Genomic DNA, 406 nt, shown 5'->3' on the forward strand with positions numbered 1-406 from the left:
TGGGGATATCGCGGAGATGGGGAACCATGAAAGCCTGATGGCACAGAACGGTTTCTACAGCCAGCTCTACAATTCCCAGTTTGCGTGGGGAGCGGAGGAAGCATAGAAGGAAGACTGCAAAAACTTCTTGACTTAAAGTCCACTTCAACAAGTATAATAAAAAAGTGGCTGCGGCTTATGCGAAGAATTCTGAGGGGAAATCCCCTCTGAAACGTCAGAAAGAAGAGCATGCCATGAGCAGAACCTTATATGTGGAATGGGAACAGAGAAAAGGAGAGTGCGGGATATGGTATACAAAGAGTTTCAGGATTTAAAGCTGTCTGCCCTCGGGATGGGGGCCATGCGCCTTCCGGTAACGGAAGGAGACGATTCCGTCATTGACGAGGCAGCCACAGCAGAAATGGTC

At 49.0% G+C, this 406-nt stretch carries 1 protein-coding gene; it reads left to right on the forward strand.

Going from position 1 to position 406, the window contains the following annotated elements:
- Positions 1–286: 286 nt before the first annotated feature.
- Positions 287–406: oxidoreductase (locus NE664_14945; protein MCQ4727932.1), on the forward strand; the 120-nt coding region annotated here is incomplete at its 3' end.

It is taken from the genome of Anaerotignum faecicola (genome assembly GCA_024460105.1).
Classification (GTDB): domain Bacteria; phylum Bacillota; class Clostridia; order Lachnospirales; family Anaerotignaceae; genus JANFXS01.